The 17,295-nt window shown below is 65.8% G+C and carries 13 protein-coding genes and 3 pseudogenes; 8 read left to right on the forward strand and 8 right to left on the reverse strand.

What is annotated here, in order from left to right; genetic code table 11:
- Positions 1–120 precede the first annotated feature (120 nt).
- Positions 121–483 (forward strand): annotated as a pseudogene (locus AVHM3334_RS18785) (ATP-binding protein); the annotation flags it as partial.
- A gap of 62 nt (positions 484–545) precedes the next feature.
- Here AVHM3334_RS18785 and AVHM3334_RS18790 read toward each other — a convergent pair.
- From AVHM3334_RS18790 to AVHM3334_RS18810, 5 genes and pseudogenes are all read right to left on the reverse strand, one after another.
- Positions 546–1,361 (reverse strand): annotated as a pseudogene (locus AVHM3334_RS18790) (IS5 family transposase); the annotation flags it as partial.
- A 166-nt stretch (positions 1,362–1,527) separates the two neighbouring features.
- Positions 1,528–2,293, reverse strand: a pseudogene (locus AVHM3334_RS18795) (IS5 family transposase).
- Positions 2,294–2,451: 158 nt separating this feature from the next.
- The gene (locus tag AVHM3334_RS18800; protein ID WP_284414856.1) at positions 2,452–2,982 is read right to left on the reverse strand and encodes a hypothetical protein; all 531 of its coding nucleotides are present in this window, start codon (positions 2,980–2,982) and stop codon (positions 2,452–2,454) included.
- Positions 2,975–4,291, reverse strand: a complete 1,317-nt coding sequence (locus AVHM3334_RS18805) for an AAA family ATPase (RefSeq protein ID WP_284414858.1) — start codon at positions 4,289–4,291, stop codon at positions 2,975–2,977. The genes AVHM3334_RS18800 and AVHM3334_RS18805 overlap by 8 nt, the downstream gene beginning before the upstream one ends.
- A gap of 24 nt (positions 4,292–4,315) precedes the next feature.
- Positions 4,316–4,699, reverse strand: a complete 384-nt coding sequence (locus tag AVHM3334_RS18810) for a type I restriction-modification system subunit M N-terminal domain-containing protein (RefSeq protein ID WP_284414860.1) — start codon at positions 4,697–4,699, stop codon at positions 4,316–4,318.
- A gap of 680 nt (positions 4,700–5,379) precedes the next feature.
- Here AVHM3334_RS18810 and AVHM3334_RS18815 point away from each other — a divergent pair.
- The 3 genes from AVHM3334_RS18815 to AVHM3334_RS18825 all read left to right on the forward strand — a co-directional run bounded on the left by AVHM3334_RS18815 (position 5,380) and on the right by AVHM3334_RS18825 (position 7,388).
- Entirely contained in the window at positions 5,380–5,697 is a 318-nt protein-coding gene (locus AVHM3334_RS18815; RefSeq protein ID WP_284414862.1) for a hypothetical protein, read from the forward strand.
- A 62-nt stretch (positions 5,698–5,759) separates the two neighbouring features.
- Positions 5,760–6,905, forward strand: a complete 1,146-nt coding sequence (locus tag AVHM3334_RS18820; protein WP_284414864.1) for a hypothetical protein — start codon at positions 5,760–5,762, stop codon at positions 6,903–6,905.
- 90 nt (positions 6,906–6,995) lie between these two features.
- On the forward strand, positions 6,996–7,388 hold the full coding sequence (locus tag AVHM3334_RS18825; RefSeq protein ID WP_284414866.1) for a hypothetical protein: 393 nt from the start codon (positions 6,996–6,998) through the stop codon (positions 7,386–7,388).
- A gap of 60 nt (positions 7,389–7,448) precedes the next feature.
- Here the strand turns inward: AVHM3334_RS18825 and AVHM3334_RS18830 are convergent, their stop codons facing one another.
- From AVHM3334_RS18830 to AVHM3334_RS18840, 3 genes are all read right to left on the reverse strand, one after another.
- Complete coding sequence (locus tag AVHM3334_RS18830) at positions 7,449–8,522, reverse strand: formylglycine-generating enzyme family protein (protein ID WP_284414868.1); 1,074 nt, start codon at positions 8,520–8,522, stop codon at positions 7,449–7,451.
- A gap of 242 nt (positions 8,523–8,764) precedes the next feature.
- Positions 8,765–10,888 carry a hybrid sensor histidine kinase/response regulator gene (locus tag AVHM3334_RS18835; RefSeq protein WP_284414870.1) on the reverse strand — a complete coding sequence of 708 codons (2,124 nt, stop codon included), beginning with the start codon at positions 10,886–10,888 and terminating at the stop codon, positions 8,765–8,767.
- A 283-nt stretch (positions 10,889–11,171) separates the two neighbouring features.
- Positions 11,172–13,010 carry a cyclic peptide export ABC transporter gene (locus AVHM3334_RS18840; protein WP_284414872.1) on the reverse strand — a complete coding sequence of 613 codons (1,839 nt, stop codon included), beginning with the start codon at positions 13,008–13,010 and terminating at the stop codon, positions 11,172–11,174.
- A 308-nt stretch (positions 13,011–13,318) separates the two neighbouring features.
- Between AVHM3334_RS18840 and fhuF the strand changes: the two genes are divergently transcribed.
- From fhuF to AVHM3334_RS18860, 4 genes are all read left to right on the forward strand, one after another.
- On the forward strand, positions 13,319–14,101 hold the full coding sequence (gene fhuF / locus AVHM3334_RS18845) for a siderophore-iron reductase FhuF (protein ID WP_284414874.1): 783 nt from the start codon (positions 13,319–13,321) through the stop codon (positions 14,099–14,101).
- Positions 14,102–14,297: 196 nt separating this feature from the next.
- Positions 14,298–15,167: a formyl transferase gene (locus AVHM3334_RS18850; RefSeq protein WP_284414876.1), complete on the forward strand. Its 870-nt coding sequence runs from the start codon at positions 14,298–14,300 to the stop codon at positions 15,165–15,167.
- The gene (locus AVHM3334_RS18855) at positions 15,151–16,485 is read left to right on the forward strand and encodes a lysine N(6)-hydroxylase/L-ornithine N(5)-oxygenase family protein (RefSeq protein ID WP_284414878.1); all 1,335 of its coding nucleotides are present in this window, start codon (positions 15,151–15,153) and stop codon (positions 16,483–16,485) included. The genes AVHM3334_RS18850 and AVHM3334_RS18855 overlap by 17 nt, the downstream gene beginning before the upstream one ends.
- A gap of 197 nt (positions 16,486–16,682) precedes the next feature.
- Positions 16,683–17,294, forward strand: a complete 612-nt coding sequence (locus tag AVHM3334_RS18860) for an RNA polymerase sigma factor (RefSeq protein WP_284414880.1) — start codon at positions 16,683–16,685, stop codon at positions 17,292–17,294.
- Position 17,295: the final 1 nt, after the last annotated feature.

A 17,295-nucleotide genomic window follows, 5' to 3' on the forward strand; every position in this document is an offset into this window, starting at 1 on the left:
ATCGCTCCTCGTCAGAGAGCGCCAACTCGACCTTCGGTCTGCCCATTCTCATCGCGGTATCTCCGGTTCCAACATACCTCAATGGTATGCACGATTAATGCCAGAAAATAACGGGACGGGACACTAGTGCAACGGCTGCAGGCAGCGCGCCGGGATCTGCGGTTGCCAGGAGAGCTCGCGAAGCTCGATCGATTCGATCTGATCATCCTGGATGACCTGAGCTACGCGCGCCGCGATCAGGCTGAGACCTCGGTGCTCTTCGAGCTCATTGCTGAACGCTACGAGAGAAAGAGCATCGCCATCACCGCCAACGCACCCTTCTCGGCATGGGACGAAGTGTTCCCCGACAAAGCTATGACGATCGCCGCGGTGGATCGCCTGGTTCATCACGCAACGATCCTGGAGATGAATGTGGACAGCTACCGCCGTCGCGCTGCGTTGCCGGCTCGCCGGCAACGCAGCGCGACGACAACTACTCAATGAACATGCTCGACCGCGCCGCTCAAGATAATTGACGCCGGACGCTCAGAATAGTTGACGCCGGGCAGGCGATCGACGGCCGATGCCGATGCCGATGCAGCAGCCAACCCACCGAGCCTGCGCTGCACTTCGCGCAGCACGATGCCCAGCACCGTGCGCTGGCGCTTGAGCACCTTCTTCAAGCGCTTGAACTGTTTGGCGTGCGCATAGCCACCGGCCCTGCGGCGCAGGTGGCTGCCCTCGAGCGCGAAGGTCTGCTTGAGCAAGATGCCCATGCGCCTGGCGGCGGCCACCACCTTGGCACGTGCGATCTCCAGCAGGCGGGAGTCCACAGGGTGGGCGATGGCCTTCTCCTGGACGGTCGTGTCCACGATCACGCGCTCGAACTCTGCGGGCTTGATGGCCTTGGCACTCACGGCGGTGTCGATGGTGGCCTTCAGGAGCTCTTCGACGCCGGCTTCGCCCAGGGTCGACCGGAAGCGCCCGATCTGGGTCGCGTCGCAGGGCAGCCGGGGTTCGTAGAAGGTCATGCCGCTGAAGAACTGCCACTGCACGTTCTCGGCCCATCGCTCGACGAGCTCTTCGTCGCTGAGCTTGTAGGCGTGCTTGAGGTACAGCAGGCTGGCCATGAGGCGAATCGGAAGACGGGGGCGACCAGCAGCGGCAATACCAGAGCCGGCCATCTGCAGCGCTGGCCCAAAAAGATCGTCGTGCTCGACCACCTTGCCGGAGCGGACTCGGCGTGCGAAGTACGGGGCCAGCACAGCTTCGATCTGCGTCCACGGAAGGCGACTCGCCAGCACGGCCAGAGGGTGGCGAAGGTCGATCATCTCGGCCAGGCGGGGGCGGAAGAAATCGGGCGTGTCGGTGGGCTCGGGCATGCGCAAATCCCTCAGAAATCAGCTGCCTGTTCAACGGTTCCTGGGGGATTCGGTGGACCGCAACAAGCAAAGAATCCAGCGTTCATGAGGGGTGCAGGAGTTTTGCAGGGCCGACTACAAAAAGATGGGAATGGATTTCTGCGTTTGCTGATTCCATTAGGACCTGTTAACACAATCGCAGTCCATCGGCGATCAGCGCGAAGCTGATGAAGCCGAGGAACATCACGTCGAGTTTTTCGAAGCGCGAGAAGATGCGGCGGTAGCCCTTGAGCCGGCGGAACAGGCGCTCGACCTCGCTGCGGCGCTTGTACATCTCGCGGTCATACTCCCACGGTTGGATGCGGGTCTTGAGCGGCGGGACAACCGCAATGAAGCCAGTTGTCGGGTCTCGTTGCCTTCATAGGCGCGATCCATGAGGAGATGAAGCGGCCTGCTCGGTGCGCCAAGGCGACTGAGTAACTCCCGCCCCGCCGGTGCATCGTGCGCCTGGCCTGGCCTGGCCTGGCCTGGCGAAAACTAGAACGTTATGGCCGTTCGAGCATCCGCGGCAACCATATGAATTTTGGTGTTCCATCCGCCTCGGGACTTGCCGATGGCCTGCGGGCCGTTTTTTTTAGCGCCCCGGTGCCATCCGGATGCACCTTGATGCTGGTGCTGTCCAGCGACACGGCTTCGATCTTGATGCGCACCACCTGAGACTGCTGCAGTGCCTGGAACAGCCGGTCCATGACGCCCGACTTTGACCAGCGATTCATCCGCGTGTAGATGGTGTGCCAATTGCCGAACCGTTTGGGAAGTCCGCGCCACTTGCAGGCGTGCTCCGCGACGTAAAGGATTGCATTCAACACATCCAGGTTGGATAGGCTGACGTTGCCCCGTTGCGTGGGCAAGCAATGCTCGATCTGGGCGAACTGCGCTGGTGTGATTTCCATCCATGGATTTTCTCGCAGTTCGCGTAGTCAAGTCAATTAGTGTTAACAGGCCCTAATGCAACAAAGCCGGTTTGGCCAGTGAGCGATGGCTGCTTTGGACTTGTCGCAGCACCTGCACGTCAATCTCACGATCACGCAGTGGCCGGTGATGCCGTGGTTTATGCGCACTGCAATTTCTTGAATTGATCGATATAAAAATCAAGACTTTCAGTCACGACATGGTCGTAAAAGCCCCCCAGCTTTTGGTTCAACTCGTCAAGCCCGAACCGGACCACATTGCGCTCAATGTGGCCGAAGTCCATGTAACGCGCTCTCGGCTGGTTCTTCATCACCACGCAAAAGTGATACCGGCAATCCCTCGCGGAGAAATCTTGGAGCAGTTTCTTCAAGATTTCTGTTCCAGCCTTAAATTTGCGTTGCAATTGCGTCTTGTCGATGTCGGCGCTGCGCTGGTTCTTGAATTCAACGAAGTAGAAATCCTTGCCCCCGGCGTGTATGGCATCGGGTGAAGCCGGGATGGGATCAGCGCCGAGCCCCCGCACGTAGGCATCAAAGTCGTAAACCTCGCCCGTCGTTTCGTCACTGCAGAGGTGGACATCGTTCGCGTCATCAAAGCTGGTGGCTTTGAACGTGGACAAATGCGGCCCCAGTTCTTGCGCCAAGTGCTGCCGCAGGCTGTATTTATTCATCGCGTAAGTCCTCGGCATCCATTTGTCTGAAAGCTTCAAATGGCTCGGCAAGCACGCTAAAAATGTCGCTCAGGCGGTCTTCATCTCTGATGTTCTTTTCCTTGGCCAGGGCAAATCGTGCCTCAGTGGCAAGTTCCGCTCGGTCCACGCCGCGTTTCAGGGCCTCAATCAGGTAGGGGCTGTGCGATGAAACCAATACGTACACACCGCTTTCCACCAGCTTGATCAGCACCTCTGCCAGCTTGAGTTGCCACTTGGGGTGCAAGTGATTCTCAGGTTCGTCAAAGATAAGAACCGTGTCTTTGGCGACAAACTCATTAGCCACCAGCATCTTCAGCAAGCCAAACACTTTGATGCCACTGGCGGTGTTTTTGATGGAGATGGCAGCCCCGCTCGGGCGGCGAAACACAAAGTCGCGCTCGGTTTTGTCGTAAGCCACCTCACCGTCGATCAGCGCTTGCAGGTTGGCGAGCACATGGTATGCCCCCGTCGCATCATTTGGGCTGAGCAGATCGAATGGCAGTACTGGTGTGCGGAGCTTTTCAAACAGGTCTTTGGTGTGCAGCGTGGTGAATGACTGACCTAAGCGGTACGGGGCCGCCCGACGTTGGTCCATGTCCAGCAGGGTCTGGCTGCGGGCTAGAACGTCATGGTGGTTCAAGATGAGCGGCGAATCGATGAAGGTGGCGTCTTTCAGGGCCACGGGCTCCACTTCGCCCATCAGACGCACGCGATCGTCTGTCACCACGAGGTCAATCAGCGTCAGGTCGTTCTCAAGCAGTTGGATGCGCCCTTCTTTCGCGCCTTGCAGCAGCAATGAGGCGTCGAACTCCGACGCGAAAACTTTGTTGAGCGCGTTCTCAATAGATTGCTTGATGTCCTCGGGCTGATCCAACTTGGCCTCAATTTCATCGCGCAGGGCGATGACTTCTTGCCTGTCCTCTGCTGACAACTCTGCCAGTGCAAGGACCCGGTCGATCGATTCGTCGATGGAGGCCAGCTGCTCTTTGGCATTCAGGCGGTGTCTCGATGACATGTGAATGCCCCTCAACACGTCCAGCACTTCGGTGCTGGTGTGTCTGAGCGCTTCGCGCAATCGGAAGTAGATCTCCTCTCTCTTCTCGCCGACCCAGAATTCCTTGGACTCTTGCAAGTCTTCCCGGTAGCGGTTGATGGCCTTGACGATGCAAAAGACGATCTTGCCGATCGTGCTCTTGCCGTTGTCGTTTTCACCAGCGATCACGCACAGCTTGCGCAGAGAAATCTCGGCGTGCTGAAGCAAGCCGATGTTGTCAAGAATGAGTTTCATGATGCGGTTCCTTGAAAGCTGGGTTCACGTCGAGTGTTGCAATCGCGACCACCGAGCGGGGTATGCGACGAGTCGGTCCACCATCCCTTTGCCGGTGCCGAGCTTGGTGGCGTCGTTGAAGTCTGGCATGTCAGCCAGCTTGTTGGCTGCGGCCAGCGGGCCAACTATTCTTTTGTTGATCTGGTCGCCAACGTCCGTGGTGCCCTTGAGCGCCACCATGTCGGCAAAGCTGGCTCCGGGCGGGATGGTGATAGGCGCGAAGGGCTGATCAGCGTACTTGTCACTGACGTATTTGATGAACAGCAGCATCAGCACATAGTCTTTGTGCTGGCTGGCATCCATGCCGCCGCGCACTTCGTCGCAGGATGCCCAAAGTGATGAATAAAGCTCGGACTTCTCAATGGCCATAGGGATGGGATGGGGTATTCGTCGTAGAGAACGGTGCTGTGGACTGCTCCGACACTCAACACGTTGACCGTAGCTGATTAGGAGACCGCATCCTCGAAAGCGAGCTAATTTTCTCGTTTAGGCGAACCAATTCAAAGGGCGGTGCCGGTCTACTTCGGGGCGGTTTGGAAAGGTGGAAGCGAAAACACCTCGATGTGAGCTGAAACGCTGGCGAGCCACGTTGAGATCTTGGCCGTTGAGCTTAACTGGTCCTCCGGAACATCAAAAACACCTTTCGGCCGCATGCCTCTGAAAGCCTGACCAATGCGTTCAGAAACTTCTGAATCCTATCGGTAGGATCACGGCATGAAAGTATCGGCCAACTGCTGGAAGTGTCGGAAGGCCGTCTGCATGGCCACCGTCGCCCTGGCGGCAAGGCGGCAAGGCGGCGGTGAGCGTGATCTGTCGAGGCGTGCACTCAAGCACCGCCGCGCTCGCTGTGCGGCCGGTGATGCTGAACACACCGATGTTCGGAACCCTTGAGCCGGTGATCGTGAGCGTCGTGCCGACCAGCAGCAGAGCAGAGGCGCCGGCTGTGAGCGTGAAGCCCGGGCCGAGCAAAACCGGCGCGCCGCAAGTTCTTTCTGTCGCATTAACCCTGCCTTCGCCGCAGAGCGTCGTTACCGCTTGGAGGGAGGAGATTGACGCTCGAGCGCGTCGGTCAGCGAATGGGCAATGTCCTCGGACACCCGTTGTCTGGCCACGGCACTACGGACGAGCTGGAGGCGCTCGGCCGCATCATGCAACGCCTCCTTGATCACGGCCGACGCTTGTCGCAGTCGGCGCGCTTTCTGGACGGGATCTTCTTCCATGGACATGCCAATGGATGGCAAACGGCATTCCCCTTGTTGCTCTCATCCAGCGGGACGGCGCATTCCGCCGCTTCCTCGCTTCGCATCGGGGCCCATCCGTTCGGGCGCGGCAGGTTCGGGCTCGCTCCCGGCGGCACCATGGCATGAAGCCCTCTCATCGCAGCCCCCGGGCAGAAGGCTGCGGTCACCATGCATCGGGAAAAACGGCCATGACATCGAACTTCAGCTTGAATAAATTGCGGCACGCCATGGGCTCGGGCGGCGCTGCGCCCGCCCCCGCACCGGAGGCCAAGACGAGCAAGCCCAGCCGCCAGAGCACGGCCTTTGCCGGGCCCGGCGGGCTTCAAGGCCGGGACGGCGGAGCGCAGAGGGGCGGCATGGCGCCCCGTTCGATGAACGCTTTGCGAGGCCGCACGCCGATGGGCCAGGCGTTCTCCAACGCGGCGCAGCATGCGCGCGACGCCACCCAGCATCTCTCGCAAGGCATGCGGCACGAGGTCAAGCAGTACAAGAATGGTTTTTCGGCTTTACGGGCCGAGTCCCATGAGGCATCCCGGCCGGGCTTCGGCTACGGCGCGGTGGCGCAGCGGCATCGCACCGCGCAGACCGACCACCAGATGCGCTCGCAAAAAGCCTATGCCAACGCGGCCGGCAGTGCGCGCGGGTTCTTCGGAGAAACGGCGCGCGGCGTTTCGCAGGGGGCACGCCAGGCGGCCCGTTCGGTGGCGAGGGACCTGGAACGTTTCGACCCGCGCCGGCTGGCCCACAAGGTTTCGCGCTACGGTAGCGCGGCGCTTCACAAGATGGGCCAGGTGGCCATGATGGGCGTGGGCGGCGCCATGCTGGCAGGCGGCGCCGTGGCCTACGGCGTGAACGCGGGGCGCTACAAGGTGCAGAACATGGCCCATGCCGCAGCCCAGGGCGTCAACCATGCGCTCCATCACATGGACCAAGCCATTCAATCGGCGGCGTACGGGGCGGGGTACATGGCGCAGAACGCGATCAACCATGTGACCTATCCGATCCAGGCGGCGGCACACCAGGCGAGCTACATGGCGCAGAACGCCATCAACCATGTGACCTACCCGATCCAGGCGGCGGCACACCAGGCGAGCTACATGGCGCAAAACGCCATCAACCATGTGACCTACCCGATCCAGGCCGCCGCGTACCAGGTGGGGCAGATGGCGCAGAACGCGATCAATCACGTGGCCTATCCGATCCATGCGGCCGCGCACACCTACCAGTCGCTGGCACACGCCGCCTCGGTGTTCAAGCACGACATGGCGCATTTCAACCCGCACGGCATGCACCACAACTACCAGCAGTACCACGCGCGGCCCCAGTGGTATTGAACGCCGGTGCGATTCCGATTCGCATACCCCGCGCGCCGCTGATGCCGGCATGCCTGCGAGTCCCGATGACATTTCCTGCAAAGGCACCCCATGACCTCCGAATCCCTCGCTGAATCCCCCGTGGACTCCGACGCCCTGCCCCCCGCCGCCAGCGCGGGCGATGCCCCGCCGCTGTTCGATGAACGGGCTTTGCTGGCGCACTACGTGCTGCGCGACTTCGAGCAGGCCGTGGCCAATGTGGAGCAGGAACTGCGCGATGCCGAGCCAGCGCCCGATGCGCCATCGGCGGCACCCGCCACCGAAGAGGACCTGAACGCCATGGCCGAAGAGCGCCGGGCCCTGGCCCGCCAGATCGTGACGGGTGCGTGGCTCAACCGGAACAATCCGCAGTGGGATCCCCTGGAGCCCGATACCCATCGCCCCGACCCGAACGATCCGCTGCTGGCGATTCTCCAGTCCGTGGAAGAGCCCGCGGACTCATAGCGGGCCGCAACCGGCGTGAAGGCAGGGACGCGCGTGGCGCAGCCGCGCCCCGCCGGGGAATCAACGCGCGGCGGGCGGCGATGCCTTCTTTCGCGCGGCGGGCGCCGTTGCTGCATCCATCTCGCGCAGGAGCCGCATGCCGACCAGCGTGTAGCGCGTGTCCGGAGCGTTCCAGTTGCGGTACGCGCAGCGGGCGTACAGCGGCCAGGTGTGCCATGAGCCGCCGCGGCGCACGCGCACATCGCCTTGCGCCGGGCCTTGCGGATCGTCGCGCTGCGACTCGGCATAGGCTGTGTCGCCATGCCAGTCCGACACCCATTCCCACGCATTGCCCACCATGTCGTGCAGGCCGAAGGCATTGGGCGGATAGCTGGCCACCGGCGCCGTGAAGGCGTGGCCGTCGTGGCCCTTGAGCGCCTGGGCTGCCCAGCGGGGCCAGTAGGGCGCGGCGTCCTGGTCGAACGTGTTGGCATGGCGCACGAGGCCTTCGGGGTCGTCGCCGTGCGGGTAGCGGGTGCGCGTGCCGGCGCGGCAGGCGTATTCCCATTCGGCCTCGGTGGGCAGGCGGTAGCGGTGGCCCTCGGTGCTGCTGAGCCAGGCGGCCAGCGCGTGCGCGTCGTGCCAGGTGATGTTGACCACCGGGTGGTCGTCGCCCTGCACGAAGCCGGGGTTGCGCCAGGAATAGCGGCGGTCCCGCCCCTCGAAGGCGTCGCCGCGCCGGGTCTTGGCCGGGTCGTAATCGGGGTTGTAGCCGTAGCCGCCCGTGCCGTCGGCCTCGGATTCTGGGCGGTAGCCCGATGCTTCGATGAACCGGCGAAACTGCCCCACCGTCACTTCGGTCTTTCCCAGGTAGAAAGCGCGGCGGATGCGCACGGTGTGCACGGGCGCTTCGTCGGTCAGCAGTTCGAAGCGCTGGCGCTCCATGAGCGGGTAAGAAGCGGCCAGCGCATCCACGGACTCGTCGCTGCCCATGCGAAAGCTGCCGGCCGGCACGCGCACGAACGGCATGCCGAGCGAGTTCGTCCAGACGGTGGGGGCAGGCGTGCGCGCCTGGGCGGGTGCCGCGGCCAGCGACCCCAGCCCTCCGAGCACTGCCGGCACGCAGTACAGAACACGAAGCACGGATGGGCGCATGGGGGGTTCCCTGAGGCAGCCTGGGGCTGAAGACGGACAGTGTATGCGCGCGCTGGCGCCGGGCGGAGCCTTCAAGCCAAATAAGCCCCCAGCGCATATTCATCTAGGGGATACTGCTATTAATAAGTGAGCAAACCACTGGCGAGCCGCGCGGTCTTTGGCGGGCACGGCTTCGGCACTGTCACCCTCACCCTCACCGCTATCGCCCGTCCTCCCGGCATCACGCCTGCCCGCAGTCGCTTTCAGGTCGGCAGACCGGCTGGCCCCGCATGGCGGCGGCCGGCAACGGCCTGCGGGCTCATCCATTCGGCGATGCGGTCGAGCAGGTCTTGCGGCTCCACGGGTTTGGTCAGGTGCGCATCGAAGCCCGCCGCAGCGGTCCGGGCCCGGTCTTGCCGGGTGCCCCAGCCCGAGAGCGCCACGATGCGCGTGCCGGCCGTGGCGGGGTCGCCGCGCAATCGCGCCGCGACCTCGTAGCCGTCCATCGACGGCATGCCCAGGTCGAGCAGCACCAGGTCGGGTTTCCAGTCGCTGGCGATGCGAAGCGCCTCCGGGCCGCTCGCCGCGCCCATCACGGCGTGGCCCTCCATCTTGACCAGTTCCACCAGGGTAAGCAGTCCGTCGGGGTTGTCTTCGACCACCAGCACGCGGCCGAGGTTTTCGGCCGCTGTGGCTCCGGGCGCTACCGGCGCTGGGGCCGGTGCATCGGGCGCGGCCTCCGCTGCCGCTGCAGCAAGAGGCAGTTCGAGGCGGAACGTGCTGCCCTGGCCGATGCCGGCGCTTTCCACGCCCACCGTGCCGCCGTGCATCTCGACCAGGCTCTTCACGAGCGACAGGCCGATGCCCAGCCCGCCGTGCGCCTTGCGGCCGGTGTGCGACAGCTGGGTGAACAGCTGGAACAGCCGGCCCTGGTCCTGCGGCGGAACGCCCATGCCGTTGTCGGCCAGCTCGACGACGACCCGCGCCCCATCCACGCGGGCGGTCAGCCGGATGTCGCCGCCGTCGGGCGTGTATTTGGCGGCGTTGTTCAGCAGGTTCGTCACCACCTGCACCAGCCGTGCCGGGTCCGCGTGGACGGGTGCCGGCCGGCCCGGCAGCTGCATGCTGAACCGGTGTCCCGCCGCCTCCAGCCACGGCGTGGCGGCTTCGACGGCCTGCTCCAGCAGCGGTGCGATGTCGGTCACCTCCTGCTTCAGGCCGATCAGCCCGCGGTTGATGCGGGAGACGTCGAGCAGGTCGTCCACCAGCCGCACGAGATGGTTCGCCTGGCGCTCGATGACCTCGTGCTTGCGGGCATGGCGGGATGGATCGGGGTCGCGCTTGAGCAGGGTGATGGCGTACAGCATGGGCGCGATGGGATTGCGCAGCTCATGCGCCAGCGTGGCCAGGAACTCGTCCTTGCGGCGGTCCTGCTCGCGCAGCATGGCGGCGTCGCGCACGCGCTCGATGTGGGCCCAGCTGCGGTCCACCACCTCGGTGATGACGCGCAGGTCCGCGTCGGACCAGCGGCGCGGGGTGGACTGGTGCACGGCCATCATCGCCACCAGCCGCCCGCCTTTGACCAGGCCCGCGCACACGATGGCCTTGATGCCGATGGCGTTGAACATGCGGCCGCCATGGTCATCGCCCAGCTCGCGGTCCACATCGTGCACCACCAGGTGGCGCCCGTTGCGCAGGTTGGACGTGGCCTGCGGGCCGAAAAGATCGAGCGAGTACACCCCGGCGCTCGACGGAACGCCCGGACGGGACCAGTCGCTGCGGATGGTGAAGCGGTCGTTGTCGGGCTCGACATCGGCATAGGCGCAGCGCGTGGCGCCCAGGTGCTCGCCCAGCAGTTGCGCCGTGACCTGCATGACATCGACCGCATCGACCAGCGGCCGCGTGGCGTGCTCGATGCGGTCCAGCACCTGAAGGCGCTGCTGAATCTCTTTTTGCAGGGATTCGGCCTGCTTGCGGCAGGTGATGTCGATGACCGTGCCGATGGCGCGGATGCACCGCCCCGAGGCGTCGAACAGGCCCCGGCCCTTGGCGGCCAGCCAGCGCAACCGGCCGTCCTCTTTGCCGATGGTGCGGTATTCGACGTCGTACACCGTGCGCAGCGCCGGGTCCTGGGCGGCGGCGAAGGCGCGGAGCACTTCGGGGGCATCGTCCGGGTGCAGGCAGGCCACGAAGTCGTCGAGCGTCGCTTGCGCCTGCGCGGAGATGCCGAACATGGCCTTGACGATCGCCGGCCAGTACAGCGCGCCGGTGGCGACGTCCACATCCCACAAGCCCACGTCCGCCGCTTCGATGGCCAGCCGCAACTGTTCCTCGCGTTCCTGCAAGGTCTTGGCGTCGGGCGTGGGGTCGGTCGGGGCTGTGTTCATGGAGTGGCGTGCCGGGCGGTGGTTTGCGCTGCCGGATTATGGGTTCAGCCAATCCAACGGCTCCAGCCGGTTCGCGCCCCCGGGCGTCACCCGGATGGCCGCCACCGCCTGGGCGCAGCGATGGTGCGGCGCGGTGCGGGCACGGGCCGCAGGCAAGGCCTATGGACCAAAACAGCCTCCAGCGCATATAAATCTAGGGGATATTGCTATCAATAAGTGAGCATTCGTCTCAAAGCCCGCCGCGCCAGGCGACGGCACCGCCCGGCGCGATCGCCCGCAGGCATCAGGCCGGCTGGAAGTCTTCCTGGTGCGCATCCTTCGCGCCTTGCGGCGCGGGCGCTGCCGGGCCGTGCACTCCGCCTTCTTGCTGCGATGCCGCCGGTGCGCCGCGCTCGGTGCGCTCGGTGCGCGCGGGCTGCGTGGAGGGTGTGGATTGTGCGGAAGGCAAGCCCGTTTCGCCCTGCGGCGCCGCGCCATCGTGCACCACGCGGCCGGCGCGCATGGCCACCACGCGGTCGGCCAGGTGGAAGTAGCGGTCGTCGTGGGAGATGACGACGAGCAGATGCCCCTTGGCCCGCAGCTCGGGCAGCAGCTCGGTGTAGAACAGGTGGCGAAAGGTCGGGTCCTGGTCGGCGGCCCATTCGTCGAACACCAGCACCGGGCGCCCCTCCAGGTAGGCGTGCACCAGCGCCAGCCGCTTTCGCTGGCCGGTGGACAGGTCGGTGGTGGTGAAGACGCCGTCCTTCACCGAGACCTTGTGGGCGATCTCCAGGCGCTCCAGGTACTTCTGGGCCCGGGCTTGCGCGGTGGAGCCCACCGACTCTTCGCCCAGCAGGTCTTCGAACAGGTAGAAGTCCGAAAACACGGTGGTGAACAGCTGCCGGTAGTCGTCCCGCGTTTCGGCGACGACGGGCTCGCCGTCCAGCACGATGTCACCGCTTTGCGGCGCATACAGGCCCAGCAGCAGCTTGATGAGGGTGGTCTTGCCGGAGCCGTTGTCGCCCACCACGAACACGAGTTCGCCCTTGCGCAGGCGCAGGTCGATGGGGCCGAGCACGAAGGGCTCGCCGCCCTGCGGCGCATCGAAGGCGTAGCGCACGCCGCGCAGTTCGATGGCATCGTCCAGCCGGGCGTCTCGCTGCTGCGCCTGCAGCGGCAGGTGCGGCTCGGGGCTGGCGAAGCGGGTGGACAGGTCGGCGATGCGCTGGAACGCCACCTTCGCGCGGCCCACGCCGGGCAGGGCCGAGGCGATCTGGTCCATGGGCCCCTTGAGAAACAGCAGCACCAGCACGAAACCGCTGAGCACGGCCGGCTCGGGTGCGCGCAGCGCGGCCCAGCCGAGGATGAGCGCGATCAGCAGGAAAAACAGCGCCGAGCCGAACGCGGTGGCGACCACGTAGGTGTTGATGGCGCGCCCGTTGACGGTGCGGATGCTGTCCACCACGCGCTCGATCTGCTCGGTGAACATGCGCGCGCGCCGTGTGCGGTGCATGCGCAATTCCTTGGCGCCTTCGCTGATGCCGCGGTAGGCCTTGTGCAGTTGCTCTTCGTATTCCCGCGCCTTCCAGAAGCCCTTCACGCCGCGCGACTGCGCCACCACCTGGATCGTGGCGCCGATGGCCAGGGCCACGATGAGCACGCCGAACAGCGGCAGCGACAGCACCGCCAGATAGATCAGGCAACCGAGCGCGATGGCCACCGCGATGAGGGTGGCGGAGAGCGCGAACACCACGTCGCTGATCATGTCCACGTCCTGCGAGAGCACCGGCATGAGCCGGTGGGTGCGGTAGCGCTCCAGCGCGTCGATGGGCGCGGCGAGGATCTTCTGCGCCAGCCCCTTGCGCACCTGCGCCACGAGGCGCTGGCCCACGAAGTTGCTGGACATGTCGGACACCACCCGGCCCGCCAGCGCGCCCAGGCACAGGCTGATGAAGACCATGAGCAGCCCGCCCGCAAGCCCGCCCGGCGTGTTGAGCACGCGGTTGATGGTGGCCAGCAGCGCGACGGTGGCCGCGCCGGCCCCGATGCCGGTGACGGCGGACAGGGCGATCCACGGAAGGAAGGGCTGGAGCAGGCGCCTGATTTCGTTGGCGTTGCCACGGGAGCCGCTGGGAGGTGTCATGCGAAGGATCTTTCCGCCCCGGTGGCGTGCAACGCCCCGCGGCCCGGCTGGAGTGGAAGGAAAAACGGCGGCCGAACCCGGGCCGCGCCGGGCGCAGCCTGGGAGGGCCTGCGGCAGCGTTTGCGCGCCACCACCTCCGAGACGCAAGGCCGCCGCAAATGTTCACGCGCGGGCAAGACACGCGGGCAGCACCTCGGGCAGAACGTGCGGCGGGCACATGCAGCGCGGCAGCGCGCACATGAAGCGGACACACGCAGCGCTCGATGGCCTTTGCATGAACAGGCGCCCGCCTGCCGCGTCTCGGAGGCATGCCCACCGTGATCCCGCTGCTGCAACCCCTCTTTCCCGGCGCACTGGCAGAGCACGGCACGGGCCTGCAGTGCGCACCGGCGCCGCCGCTGGATGCACTGAACCTGGCCGCGCTGCTGAACGACGCCGACACCCTGGGCGATGTGCTGCTCCGCCAGGCCCGGCACCGGAGCGCGAACCCGAACGATCTGCGTGCGGTGGCGTCGGCGTGGACGCTGCATTACCTCGACCGGCTGCTACCGCCCGTGGTGGCCGCCGCGAGCGTTCTGCAGCATGCGTTACCCGTCGCTGCGCAGGACGTGTGGGTGCGGCTGGACCGGCACGGCACGGTCCAGGACTTTCACATCGGCACGCTCGGTCAGCCCATGCCGGGCACGGGCACGGCCGAACGCTATGGCGACCTGCTGTGGCGCCACCTCGATCCGCTCTTTTCCAGCATCGCATCACTCACGCGGGTGGCGCCCAAGATCCTTTGGGGCAACGCGGCGCGGCGGCTGGAGTCCATCCTGACCCAGGCCGTGGCCCTGGCCGGGCCCGCCACGCCGGCTGCGGCAGACCGCGACGCCTTGCTGCACCGACCGCAGTGGCTGCAGCCCAGCGGCCTGCCGCGCAGCAATCCGCTGTTCGGCCCGCAGCGGCAGGTGCCGCGTGGCGCGGGCGCTGCGCCGGTCACTCTGCACCGCCAATGCTGCCTGTACTACCTGCTGCCCGGCGAAAGCCATTGCGGCGCCTGCCCGCTCGCACCGCAGCACCGGCGCGAGGCCGAGGCGCCGCAGGCCTGAACGGCGCGGCCCCATGGCGCCATGGGCGGTGAACAGATGGGAGCTTCGTTCGTCTTCCCGGCATGGGGCCCGAAACAGCCGCATCCATGGCCGCATCCGTGGCCGTGCCGCGCGCGGGCCAGGGCGCGCCGATGCCCTGACGCGCTGGCGCACCACCCGATCGGTTCATCCACCCTTGAATGGATTCACTCCGCACATGCCCAAGGCAAAACTCGTTTACATCCTTTCCCTGCGCAACGCCGCCGCCGACCAGGCAGGCCGGCACGTGGCCTACAAAGGGGGGCAGCGCTACATGAAGTCGCCCCTGGAATATCTGGCCGAAGCCCTGGACCGGACGCCGCTGGGCGACGCCTATTCGCTGGAGGGCATCGTGTTCGACGACGACCCGCACTCCCCGCGCGATCAGGCCGCGCTGCAGGCCTACGGCTTCGCCTGCGACCCCGCGCGGCCGTGGATCTTTCCGCATGGGCTGCGAGCGCAGGGCAAACCGCTCAAGGACCTGATGCATTCGGTGCCCTCCACCTACCGGCAGTTGCCGCGCGACTCGGCGCAGCGGGTGCCGGCCAAGCGGGATTTCGAACGCCGGCTGCGCGAGCGGCTCGATGGGCTGCAGGCCGACGTGGTGGTGCTGGACGGCCTGCTGGTCATCCTGGACGACCTCGCGCAGCCCGGCAACCCGTACTGGCGCCGCATCGCCAACATCCACCCCGGCATCACGCGGCCCGACTCTCCCTATCAGCGCCGCGGAGCCTGGGCCACGCTGGATGCCCTGCACGGAGCGCGCGGCGAGAAGGTCGTGGACTGGTCCACGGGCGCCACGGTGGCCGTGCCGCCCGTGGCGATGACCGGGGCCTCGTTCCATTACGTGGACGCGGGCATCGATTCGGGCGATGTGATCTTCGATGTGCTCGCCACCCCCATCGCACCGGACGACACCATTCTGGAAATGCGCTGGAACAACTTTCAGCAAAGCCTTTTTCCGGCCCTGCACCAGGGTCTCGCGCTGCTGGCCGAACAAGCGGCCCACCTTCCACAGGAGTTGACATCCCATGCCTGCCATTCATGACCTCATCGGGATCGGCTTCGGCCCGTCCAACGTCGCCCTGGCCATCGCCCTGGAGGAAAAGCGCCATGCCAGCCGCCCGCTGGATGCGCTCTTCATCGAGCGGCAGCCGGCTTTCGCGTGGCACCCGCACATGCTGCTGGAGCAGTCGCACATGCAGATCTCGTTTTTGAAAGACCTGGCCACGCTGCGCAACCCGACCAGCCGGTTCACCTTCATCAACTACCTGCACGAGAAGGGCCGGCTGCCGGACTTCATCAACCTCAAGAGCTTCTACCCGAGCCGGCGCGAGTTCAACGACTACCTGGGCTGGGCCGCGGAGCAGTTCGAGGACCACTGCCTCTACGGCGAAGAGGTGTTCGAAGTCCTGCCAGAGCGGCAGCACACCGGCGGCGCCGCACTGCACGCAGCGGACACGGCGCCTGTCTCGCACCTGCGCGTGCGTTCGCGCAACCGCACCGGCGCGGTGACCGAGCGGCTGGCGCGCAACCTGGTGGTGGGCGTGGGCGGCACGCCCAACATCCCTGCGGCGTTCAAGCCGCTCAAGGGCGACCCGCGCGTCTTTCACTCCAGCGGCTATCTGCAGGGCATTGCGCCGCATGGCGCCGCGCGCCGGATCGCCGTGGTGGGCGCCGGGCAGAGCGCGGCCGAAATCTTCATGGACCTGCAAGGCCGCCCCGGCGCGCCGCAGGTGGATCTGGTGATGCGGGCCCGCTCGATCCGGCCGTCCGACGACAGCCCGTTCGTGAACGAGATCTTCAACGTCGAATTCACCGACTACATGTACAGCCGTCCGCCCTCGGAACGTTCGGCGCTGCTGGAGGAGTTCTGGCACACCAACTACGCGGTGGCCGACATGGAACTGATCCAGCAGATCTTCAAGCTCTTCTATGACCAGAAGGTCGCCGGGGGCGAGCGGCTTCGCATGCTGCGGCGCCAGGCGGTGAATGCCGCCCGGGCCGATGCCGCAGGCATCCACCTCACCCTGGCCGACCAGGACACCGGCCAGGCCAGCACCGTGCGCTACGACGCCGTGGTGCTGGCGACCGGCTATGCGCGCGCGCAGCACAAGGATCTGCTGCAGCCCCTGGCGCCCTATCTGGGCGACCTGCAGGTCGATCGCCACTACCGGGTGCAGACCCCGCCGGACTTCCACCCCGCCATCTACCTGCAAGGCGCCTGCGAGGCTTCGCACGGGCTCAGCGACACGCTGCTGTCGGTCACATCGGTGCGCACCGGGGAGATCGGCAACGCCTTGCTGGCAGCGGCGCCAGCCAGCGCGGCCCGCGCGCGCGGGTCGCTGGAGCCGACGCCGGCGTGAGAGGCCCTGAGGGGCCCTGGAGGGCCCTCGCGAGGCCGTGTGGTGCCATGCTATGATTCAAATGCGAACTATTCGCATTGAAATGGATTTCCGCCGTCGGTCCTGCCGCCCTTTCGCATGAAGTGACCGGGCCAGGGACGCCGCGGCGGCGAGTCCTTTGGTCCGATCATTGGCACTTGCGGGAAGAACACGGCCTCATGCGCGATCTGATCCATGAACTGGTGACCCACTACGGGGATTTGCGCCGGCACCTGACGTACGAGCTCCGGGACCCGCATTACGCGGCCGACATTGCGCAATCGAGCTTCGAGCGGGTCTATGCCCAGGCCGTGGGTGCCGGCCCCGCAGGCCGGTGCGGCACCCTGGACGTGCCAGTGCCTGCGGCCATCGAATCGCCGCGGGCGCTGCTCTTTCGGGTGGCGCGCAATCTGTGCATCGACGACTACCGGAAACGCAAGGTCGCCCAGGACTGGGCCAGCCAGCATGCCGGCACCGAAGCCCACGGGGCGGCGCCGTCCACCGAGTATTTCGCGGCGCAGCGGCAGGTGCTGCAGCGCCTGGTGGCGGCGATCGAGCAACTGCCGCCCCGCCGTCGCGAAGTGTTCCTGCTGTTCCGTGCCTACGGGCACACACGCACCGAAATCGCCGAGCGCCTGGGCATCACCGAGATGGCCGTGGCCAAGCACATGGTGCGCGCCACGGTGGATTGCTCGCGCGTGTTCGCCGAGCTGCGCGCCGGCCTGATCGAGCACCAGAGTCCATCCGGCCGCTCGGGATTCGAGGCCAGGCTGGCCGAAGATTTTTCCTGAG

Source organism: Acidovorax sp. SUPP3334, assembly GCF_030159055.1.
Lineage (GTDB): Bacteria > Pseudomonadota > Gammaproteobacteria > Burkholderiales > Burkholderiaceae_C > Paracidovorax.